The sequence below is a fragment of the Stenotrophomonas sp. STEN020 genome, assembly GCF_056760195.1.
In genome coordinates this window covers 1-9,530 of sequence record NZ_JBRREI010000093.1, presented here as the reverse complement: position 1 = coordinate 9,530, position 9,530 = coordinate 1, and the positions used below count along the sequence as shown (strand labels likewise).

At 64.3% G+C, this 9,530-nt stretch carries 7 protein-coding genes and 1 tRNA gene; 2 read left to right on the top strand and 6 right to left on the bottom strand.

Annotated elements, in window-relative coordinates; translation table 11 throughout:
- The first annotated feature begins 251 nt into the window (after nt 1-251).
- A complete protein-coding gene (gene recQ / locus ACVOLZ_RS21650; protein ID WP_481517928.1) occupies nt 252-2,054 on the top strand; it encodes a DNA helicase RecQ in 1,803 nt (600 codons plus the stop codon).
- Nucleotides 2,055-2,093: 39 nt separating this feature from the next.
- On the opposite strand, the gene ACVOLZ_RS21645 is transcribed toward recQ, so the two are convergent.
- Complete coding sequence (locus ACVOLZ_RS21645; RefSeq protein ID WP_481517927.1) at nt 2,094-4,847, bottom strand: protein kinase domain-containing protein; 2,754 nt, start codon at nt 4,845-4,847, stop codon at nt 2,094-2,096.
- A gap of 23 nt (nt 4,848-4,870) precedes the next feature.
- Entirely contained in the window at nt 4,871-5,422 is a 552-nt protein-coding gene (locus ACVOLZ_RS21640) for an ECF-type sigma factor (protein ID WP_481517926.1), read from the bottom strand.
- A gap of 337 nt (nt 5,423-5,759) precedes the next feature.
- Here ACVOLZ_RS21640 and ACVOLZ_RS21635 point away from each other — a divergent pair, with 337 nt between their 5' ends.
- Entirely contained in the window at nt 5,760-6,860 is a 1,101-nt protein-coding gene (locus ACVOLZ_RS21635; RefSeq protein WP_481517925.1) for a DUF5694 domain-containing protein, read from the top strand.
- Nucleotides 6,861-7,081: 221 nt separating this feature from the next.
- Here ACVOLZ_RS21635 and ACVOLZ_RS21630 read toward each other — a convergent pair.
- The 4 genes from ACVOLZ_RS21630 to ybgF form a co-directional block, all read right to left on the bottom strand.
- Nucleotides 7,082-7,157 (bottom strand) — tRNA-Lys (locus ACVOLZ_RS21630).
- Between the two features lie 60 nt (nt 7,158-7,217).
- On the bottom strand, nt 7,218-7,889 hold the full coding sequence (gene queC / locus ACVOLZ_RS21625; RefSeq protein ID WP_481517924.1) for a 7-cyano-7-deazaguanine synthase QueC: 672 nt from the start codon (nt 7,887-7,889) through the stop codon (nt 7,218-7,220).
- A gap of 78 nt (nt 7,890-7,967) precedes the next feature.
- A complete protein-coding gene (gene queE, locus ACVOLZ_RS21620) occupies nt 7,968-8,663 on the bottom strand; it encodes a 7-carboxy-7-deazaguanine synthase QueE (protein WP_481517923.1) in 696 nt (231 codons plus the stop codon).
- A gap of 27 nt (nt 8,664-8,690) precedes the next feature.
- Nucleotides 8,691-9,419 carry a tol-pal system protein YbgF gene (ybgF, locus tag ACVOLZ_RS21615; RefSeq protein WP_481517929.1) on the bottom strand — a complete coding sequence of 243 codons (729 nt, stop codon included), beginning with the start codon at nt 9,417-9,419 and terminating at the stop codon, nt 8,691-8,693.
- Nucleotides 9,420-9,530 lie beyond the last annotated feature (111 nt).

The window sequence follows — 9,530 nt, the reverse complement described above, 5'->3', positions numbered from 1 at the left end:
TCTCGCGCTCCCGCCCCGTGGTGGGCGGGGGGGCCGGGGCGGGGTGATCCCGGCCGCCCCCCCGCCCCCCCCCCCCCGCCCCACTAGGGGGGCTTTGTCGGTAAGGCCTCAGCCGAGCGTGGCTCGGCACTACGGGGGCTTTATCGGTAAGGCCCCTGCCGAGCATGGCTCGGCACTACAGGCAGGTCGCTGACTGCCTGACGCGCTGTATCGGTCATTCGGCGTGGGCCGCCAGCGGGTAAACTAGCGCAATGCCCCAGAGTCCCGCGCAACAACTGCTCTCCAGCGTTTTCGGTTACGACAGTTTCCGCGGCGATCAGCAGGCCATCGTCGAACACGTCGCCAGCGGCAACGATGCCTTGGTATTGATGCCCACCGGTGGCGGCAAATCCCTGTGCTACCAGATCCCGGCGCTGCTGCGCGAGGGCTGCGGCATCGTCATCTCGCCGCTGATCGCCTTGATGCAGGACCAGGTGGAGGCGCTGCACCAGGTCGGTGTCCGCGCCGAGTTCCTCAACTCCACGCTGGATGCCGAAACCGCCGCGCGGGTCGAACGCGAGCTGCTGGCCGGCGAGCTGAAACTGCTCTACGTCGCCCCCGAGCGCCTGCTGACCGGTCGCTTCCTCTCGCTGCTCGGTCGCGCGCACATCTCGCTGTTCGCCATCGATGAGGCCCATTGCGTATCGCAATGGGGCCATGATTTCCGCCCCGAATACCGCCAGCTGACGGTCCTGCACGAGCGCTGGCCGCAGGTGCCGCGGATCGCCCTGACCGCCACTGCCGATCCGCCTACCCAGCGCGAGATCGCCGAGCGCCTGGACCTGTCCACCGCCCAGCATTTCGTCAGTTCGTTCGACCGCCCCAATATCCGCTACACCGTCGTGCAGAAGGACAATGCCAAGCGCCAGCTGCTTGGCTTCCTGCGCAACCACCGCGACGAGGCCGGCATCGTCTATTGCATGTCACGGCGCAAGGTCGAGGAGACCGCGCAGTTCCTGTGCGGCGAAGGCATGCAGGCCCTGCCCTACCACGCAGGCATGCCCGCCGAAGTGCGCGCCGCCAACCAGCGCCGTTTCCTGCGCGAAGACGGCATCGTGATGTGCGCGACGATTGCCTTCGGCATGGGCATCGACAAGCCCGACGTGCGCTTCGTCGCGCATACCGACCTGCCCAAATCGATGGAAGGCTACTACCAGGAAACCGGCCGCGCCGGTCGCGATGGCGAGGCTGCCGAAGCCTGGCTGTGCTACGGGCTGGGCGACGTGGTGCTGCTCAAGCAGATGATCGAGCAGTCCGAGGCCGGCGAGGAACGCAAGCAGCTGGAGCGTGCCAAGCTCGACCATCTGCTCGGATACTGCGAATCCATGCAGTGCCGCCGGCAAGTGCTGCTGGCCGGCTTCGGCGAAACCTATCCCAAGCCCTGCGGCAACTGCGACAACTGCCTCACCCCGCCCGCGGCCTGGGATGCAACCATTCCGGCGCAGAAGGCGCTGAGCTGCGTGTACCGCAGCGGCCAGCGCTTCGGTGTCGGTCATTTGATCGACATCCTGCGCGGTAGCGACAACGAACGCATCCGCCAGCTCGGCCACGAAAAACTCAGCACCTACGCCATCGGCAATGATCTGGATGCGCGTGCCTGGCGCGGCGTGTTCCGCCAGCTGGTCGCCGCCAGCCTGCTGGAAGTGGACCCGGAAAGCCACGGCGGCCTGCGCCTGACCGATGCCAGCCGCGATGTACTCACTGGCCGCCGGCAGATGATGATGCGTCGCGACGCTGCCCCAACCCGCGAGCGCGAGCGCGGCGGCCCGCGCACCGGCTTGCCGGTGCAAGCTGGCGATCTGTCGCTGTTCCAGGCGCTGCGCGGCCTGCGCGCGGAACTGGCGCGCGAACAGAACGTGCCGGCATTCGTGATCTTCCACGACAGCACCCTGCGCAACATAGCCGAGCAACGCCCGACCAGCGTCGATGCACTCGGCAAGGTGGGCGGCATTGGCGGCAGCAAGCTGGCCCGTTATGGCCAGCGGCTGGTCGAGATCGTGCGCGAGCAGGGCTGACCAGCAACCCCCCAAGCCGCCCTGCCCTTGTAGCTGCGGCTAACGCCCGCCTAGATTCTGCTCGGCCAGCAGCAGCAGCCCGTCCAACTTGCGTCGGTCCGGCGAACCGGCAACCTGCTGGCGCCCTATCAGCAACAGCACGCGCTGCAGCTCTACCTTGGCCAGACGCGCATGCCCCAACTGCAGCAGGGATTCGGCCAGCGCCAGACTCGTCTCGACAACAGCAGCGCTGTCTTTGCCCTGCTTGCTGCCCGCAAACTCCACTGCAGCCCTGCGCAAAGCCAACGCTTGCTCGCCCTCGCCCAGCCGCGCCGCCAGATCGGCGCGGATACCCAGCATCCGCAGCTGCAGTTCCTCCGCAACTGGTGAGTCCATTCGATCGAGCATTTGTCGCGCCTGTGCCAGCTTCCCGCTACGCACATGCCAGTCAATCCAGTTCAAATGGGCCTGAACGCGGCCGGGCGCATCGGCCGGCAGACTCTGGCTCAAGCCCTTGTCAGCGTGCTCCAGCATCACCCCAGCCTCGCCCATCCGCCCATCGCGCATCAGCAGCCGCGCCAACTCACTTTCGGCACGCAGGCTGGTAGGCGAGTCCTCCCCCAGTTTCTGCTTGCGGATCAACCATGACTGCCGATACAACGCTTCGCCCGCCGCCAGCTCGCCGCGCAGCACTTTCAACGAACCGTAGTTGAACAGGCCCATCGAGTACTCGACCGAGTCCTGCCCATCCAAGCGTGCGCTCAAGGCATTGCGCTTCTGGTAATGCAGCTCGGCAGCCGCGTAATCACCGGAATCCCGATACAGGTCTGCCAGACCGTCGTATTGCATACGGACAAAGCTGCTCTCCGCGCCGTACAGCTCCAGCGCATACTGCATACCAGTTTGCAGTAGTGGCAACGCCTGTTCGTACCTGCCCTGTTCGCGGAGTATCTGCGCCAGGCGGGTTTCGGCAGCCAACGCCAGGCTGGTGCGGCGACCATGCAGATTGTCCAGCATCCGCCGGAACTCATGCTCTGCCGATGACTGCCGCCCCCAGCGCAGGTACATCAGCCCTTTGTTGTACGACAGCTCACTGATCTCGGTGCTGACGTCGACATCCTTCACATCCAGATACAGCGACGTCGCACTGTTGAAGGCCGCCTCGCCCAGATCAAAATGCTGCTGATTCACCAAGGCCAGCCCCTTGGCGCTGTACAGACGCGCCTGCACCAACGCTGGCGCCTTGCTTCCAATCAGATCCAGGCCCTGCGTCGCCAACTGCAGACCACGCTCGCCATCGCCATCGAGAGTCTTCTGCACGGACAGATCCGACAGTACATTCGCAGCGTCCAGCGGCCGCGCCACGCGGGGATCCATGAAATCGCCGTAGGCTTGCTGCAACAGAGTGTCGGCCTGATGCGAAGCACCTGCGTTCTGATAGGCAACGCCGAGTACTGCGCGCATCCGTGCCAACTGCGCCGGGGCATCAGCCAGATCACGCGCCACCTGCAACGTAGCCTTGTCCAGCAGTTGCCGCGAGCTCAACTCCTCGGCGCCGCGTTCGGTGCGCAGGAATGGATCCGCGGTTTCGAACATGCCAACCATGAAGTTGCTGATCTGTTGCGCCACAACCGCCTCTTCCTGCGCCTGCCGCCGGGTCTCCCACAAACCGAACACGAACACCGCAAGCAGCGCACTCACACCGACACCGATGGCGGTGCCCTGCCAGTTCCGACGCAGCGCTTTTCCGAAGTGGTATAGGCGGCCACCGTTGCGCGCAAGTACCGGCTGCATCTCCTGATAGCGGCGCAGGTCAGCCATCAAGGCTTCAACCGAGCGATAGCGCAGGGAGATGTCGCTGGCGCAGGCACGTGCGACGATGGCATCCAGATCGCCTCGCAGGCGCCGCCGCCAGGGCAGATCAGCCGGTGTATTGGCACTGGGCGCGATCAATGCCTCGCCGGTGTTCTGCGTCTCGCGCAGCGACGGTTGCGTGGACAGCAACTCCAGCAACATCACGCCAAGACTGTAGACATCGCTGGCCGCACCAACGGTATGCCCAGCGATCAACTCCGGGCTGGCGTAGCCCGGGGTGCAGTACCCGGAGTCGCGTTTGTCACGCGCCTCGTTGAGCAGTCGCGCCAGACCAAAGTCCAACAGCACCGGCTGGCCATTGGCCTGCACCAGCACGTTGGGAGGTTTGAGGTCGCAATGCAGCACCAGCTGTTCGTGTGCCGACTGCACGATGCTGCAGATTTCCAGGAACAGCGTGAGCCGTTGCTGCAGGCCCAAGGCCTGCTCGGTACACCAACAATCCAGCGGCACACCGTCGATGTACTCCATCACCAGGTAGGGATGCCCATCCGGCGTAGTGCCGCCATCGTAAAGACGCGCAACATTGGGCAGCTGCAGGCCGGCAAGTACCTGCCGCTCGGCGCCAAGCAGCTCTACCTCGGTGGCGCCCGGCATGCCATGCAACAGCTTGATGGCAACCGTACGCTGGTAGAGACCATCGGCTCGCTCAGCCTTGAACACCGTGCCCATGCCACCATGTGCGATGCGCTCGGTCAACCGCCATGGACCGAGCCGCTCACCCACCCCCAGTTCCGGCGCCAACGCGCGTGCCAATGCAGTGTCCAGACGATTGCTGACCCGGCTGAGACCTACGGTCTGCGAGCGCAGCAGCTGCAGCACTTCATCGCGGACAACTGGATCGTCGCTGCTCGCCGCGAGTGCTTGCTGCCATTGCTCGCGCGGCAGCTCGCAGATGGCGTCAAACAGTTCACGAACCTGTCGCCAACGCTCGCGCCCCATTACCGCATCCCCGTCATCGCAGCTCAGCGCAGCTGCCGGTTCAACCAGGCCCGCGCAAAGCGCAGGTCGCGGTCAACCGTGGGCGCGGACACATCCAGCACCAGCGCGATCTCATCGCGGCTCATACCGCCGAAGTAGGTCAATTCAATGGTGCTCGCCGCGCGCGGTTCAAGTTCGGCCAGTTGATTCAATGCCTGGTGCAGGGCCAGCACGTCGTAACCGACAGCCGCATCGTCCGGCACCTGGTCCGCGTGGGATAGCGTCAACTGCTCGGCATTGCCACCGCGCTTGTCTGCCCCGCGCGCGCGCAGATGATCGACCAGCACCGAGCGCATCTTCAGCGCGGCGATAGCGATGAAGTGGGCGCGGTCCTTGTAGTCCGCGTCGGTACCTAGCAGGCGCATCAACGATTCGTTGACCAGCGCGGCAGGTTGCAAGGTGCCGCTGGTCTGCTGCGACAAGCGATTGCGGGCAATCAGCATCAAATCCGAGTACAAGGCCTCGAACAGATGCTCGCGCGCATCCATGTCGCCTTGTTGCCATCGGTGCAGTAATTGCGTGATCTGCTTGCTCAACCCTGTCCCCAGTGCATGGACGCCCATCAGGGCAACCAACGATCCACCCTGCATATTAGGACCAGACCCAGCGACTTCCAACCACAGTGGCTTGCACTGTTCCTTCGTGCTGCGCGCCGGGCACCTCGCACGTCCTCCATATCGCCCGCGAACGGCGAACACGGTCACAAGCCACACGTGCTGCCGGGATCTTCGCCTGCCTTTCGGCGGTGATCCATTGCGGTGACAACGAAGCCGCACGCCAGACTCCGCAAACCTGACTGAGCGTTGACAAAGCCCCGGCAGAGACGGAATCTGCGTCACTTCGCGCCTATCCAGCGCTCAATCGGTAGGTTCTATGCAGCAGGGTGTGATGCAGGGCATGTGGGGACGAGGCGTATTGATCTGCGCGCTGTTTGCGGCAGGGACCCAGGCAGAAGCCGGGCAGGCACAGCCCTTTGTCCCGGGCACCCACAAGGGGCCTCGACATGGAGCCCAGAACGAAGTCGCAGTACTCGGCACGGCGCATCTGGCAAGTCTGCCAAAAACCTTTGATCCATCGACGCTCACGCCGCTGATCGACCGCCTTGCGGCGTGGCAACCGCAGGCAATCGCCGTCGAGACAGTCTCGGGACAGCAGTGCGACATGTTGCGCCGCTACCCTGCCCGTTACGCGTTGACAGTGAACGATTACTGCCCCGACCTGTCAGCGGCTGCAAAGGCGACCGGCCTGGACGTGGCCGCGGCGACAGCGGCCGCTGAGGCAATGCTGGCGAACTGGCCGGCGCAACCGACAGCCACCCAGCGTCGCGAACTGGCAGCCACGTTCCTGGCCGCCGGAGAGCACGATTCCGCTCTTGTCCAGTGGCTGCACCTGCCTGCACCAGAGCGGCGTGCGGAAGGCAGCTTGAACCAGGAGTTGCTGGAGGCGCTGGAAGCACTGCGCGGCAGTCGCAATGAAAACACGCTGATTGCTGCACAGCTGGCGGTGCGGCTGGGCCATCAACGGCTCTGGCCAATGGATGACCACAGTGCCGACCGCTATGGCCCGGACCCCAAGGCCTACGTGAAGGCCATCCGCAAAGCGTGGGACAACCCTGCCAGCAAGCAACGTGCAGCGTTGTACAGCAGTCTGGAATCCCAACTCGACACACCCGAGAACGCGCTGGCGATGTATCGGCGCGACAACGGCCCGGACGTCGCCCCGGCGGCCTTCGAAAGCGACTACGGTGCAGCGCTGGAAGAACCCTCCCCGCAAGGCTACGGGCGCATGTATGTCACCGCCTGGGAAACCCGCAACCTGCGCATGGCCGCCAACATCCGCGACCTGATGGGACCAAGCCCGGGAATGCGCACTTTGGTGATGGTTGGCGCCTCGCACAAAGCCTATCTGGATGCCTATCTCGAACAGATGCACGATGTGCGCGTCGTCGATGTCCAGCAGACCCTGCTGAAGTAGCACGCCAATGGCTGCGGCGAGAGCCGCGGCCATGCCATCACGCCCCCCCCCCCGGGAGGTGCAGCGCAGCCGGGAGAAAGGATCAAGGTGAGGTCGTGCGGCTGTGCGCCGCTACTTACCCGGGCTACGCGCGACGTGCCAGTTCAGGCACCTTGCGCTGAGATTGATGCTTCGTGAGGCAACAAAAAAGGCTCCGGATCGCTCCGAAGCCTTGGCAATGCTGGTGGGCCGTGAAGGATTCGAACCTTCGACCAAAAGATTAAAAGTCTTCTGCTCTACCGACTGAGCTAACGGCCCAAACAAAGACCCGGCCGTAGCCGGGGCGCGTATTCTAACGCAATAAACGCAAAAACAAAATCACACGTAATGGGTCGGGTCAGCCATGCCCGCAGCGGTGAAGCCATCGGCGCGCAACTGGCAGGCATCGCAGTGACCGCAAGCCTTGCCGTCCATATCGGCCTGGTAACAGGACACAGTCAAACCGAAGTCCACGCCCAGGCGCTGCCCTTCCAATGCGATCTGTGCCTTGCTCAGGTACTGCAGCGGTGCGTGCACACGGATGCCCGCGCCTTCCACGCCGGCCTTGGTGGCCAGGTTGGCCAGCGTCTGGAAGGCGGCGATGAATTCCGGGCGGCAATCCGGGTAGCCGGAGTAATCGACTGCATTGACGCCGCAGAAGATGTCATTGGCACCCAGCACTTCGGCCCAGCCCAGCGCCAGTGACAGCATGATGGTGTTGCGGGCTGGCACATAGGTGACGGGAATAGTGTCACCGGCACCAGCCTCGGGCACGTTGATGTCGTCGGTCAGCGCCGAGCCGCCGATGCTACGCAGGTCGACTGCGACTACTTTGTGCCCGGCCACGCCCAGTGCTGCGGCCACGCGTGCGGCAGCCTCCAGCTCGGAGGTGTGGCGCTGGCCATAGCGCACGCTCATGGCGTGTACTTCGAAGCCCTGTTCCTGGGCGATGGCGACGACGGCGGCTGAGTCCATGCCGCCGGAAAGAAGCACAACTGCTTTCTTCTTCATGGTGTTGATCCGGTTGGGGGAGGAAAGCCAGCACGCTGTCCCGCGCCGGGGTAAACAATTGACGGGTACGACGCCGGCTCAATAGCCCGGGGCGTCGTCCCACAACAACTTGTGCAACTGCATCTGGAAGCGCACCGGCAGGCGATCGGCAACGATCCAGTCGGCGAGCTCGCGCGGACTGACCTGCGCCTTGCTCGGTGAGAACAACACCATGCAGCGCTCCGGCAGGCGGTACTCGCTGAGCATGGCCTTGGCCCACTCGTAGTCGCCACGGCTGCAGATCACGAACTTGAGCTGGTCACGGGCGGTGAGCAGCGGAATGTTCTCCAGCCGGTTGCGCGCCATTTCCGCCGAATCCGGCGTCTTCAGGTCGACAACGCGTGATACGCGAGGATCAACTTCGGCGATATCCAGTGCGCCGGAGGTCTCCAGCGACACGTCCAGACCGGCCTCGCACAGCTTGTGCAGCAGGATCAGGCAGCGCTTCTGCGCCAGCGGCTCACCACCGGTTACACAGACGTGGCGCACGCCCTGCTTCAACACTTCGGCGACGATATCGTCGATGTCCCACCAATCGCCGCCGTGGAAAGCGTAGGCGGTATCGCAGTACTGGCAACGCAGCGGGCAGCCGGTCAGGCGCACGAACACGGTCGGCCAGCCGACGCTATCGGCCTCGCCTTGCAGGGACAGGAAAATTTCGGTGATCTTCAGCCGCGGCAACGGCGACTGCACGATCTCGCTGGGAACAGCGGCGCTGGGAGAGTTCATAGTCATCAGCCGCACCATCGGTGCGGCACCACATCAACGCAGTTGCTGGCCGAGCCGGATCGACTGCAGTCGGTCCTGGGCGGTACGGGCCGCATCACTGCCGGGAAAACGGGAAATTACCTGTTCCAGGGTTTGTTGTGCCTGGGCGTTGTTGCCTTCACCAAACTGCGACAGGCCAAGCTTCAGCAAACCGCCGGCGGCCTTGTCGTGGGTGGGATAGCGGGCAACCAGATCGCTGAACTGTGCCTCAGCCATCTTGAAATTACGCGTTGCGTAAAAGCTCTCACCCAGCCAATACAAGGCATTGGGGGTGTAAGCAGCATTCGGGTACAACTCAAGGAAGCTCTGGAACAACTGCGCCGAGTCGGCATAGTTACCAGCCTTCAACGCATCGAACGCGACATTGTAGGCAGCGCGCTCGTCACCGGCCGAAGCCAGCGTACCGGCGTCGCCACGTACCGTCGGCGGGCGTTCGGCAGTAGCCGCTGTCGGCTTGGTGGCCGCAGCGGCGGGCGTCACCGCGCCAGTGGCAGGAGCTGCCGGAGCGCCAGCACCGCCTTCAAGGCGATTGAGGCGACCGTCCAGGTCCAGATACTGATCGCGATTGCGCTGTTTCAGCTGTTCGTTTTCGTGCTGAAGCTGCTCGATCGTGCCCTGCAACGCCTGCATTTCAGTGCGAAGCTGCTGCAGCTGATTGAGCATGTCGGTATTGGCCTGACTGTTGTTGACCTGCGTTTCCAACACGCCAACACGGTCCGCCAGACTTGCACGCTGTGCATACGCGGGCGGGGGGGGGCCCCCCCCCCCGCCCCCCCCCGCCCGGGGCGGGGGGGGGGGGGTGGGGGGGGGGGTGGGGCCACCCGCGGGCGGCGG

Excerpts from the sequence above, each read along its gene's own strand:
- queE (WP_481517923.1), bottom strand. The coding sequence starts at position 8,663 with ATGACTATGAACTCTCCCAGCGCCGCTGTTCCCAGCGAGATCGTGCAG.
- recQ (WP_481517928.1), top strand. The coding sequence starts at position 252 with ATGCCCCAGAGTCCCGCGCAACAACTGCTCTCCAGCGTTTTCGGTTAC.
- queC (WP_481517924.1), bottom strand. The coding sequence starts at position 7,889 with ATGAAGAAGAAAGCAGTTGTGCTTCTTTCCGGCGGCATGGACTCAGCC.
- ACVOLZ_RS21645 (WP_481517927.1), bottom strand. The coding sequence starts at position 4,847 with ATGGGGCGCGAGCGTTGGCGACAGGTTCGTGAACTGTTTGACGCCATC.
- ACVOLZ_RS21635 (WP_481517925.1), top strand. The coding sequence starts at position 5,760 with ATGCAGCAGGGTGTGATGCAGGGCATGTGGGGACGAGGCGTATTGATC.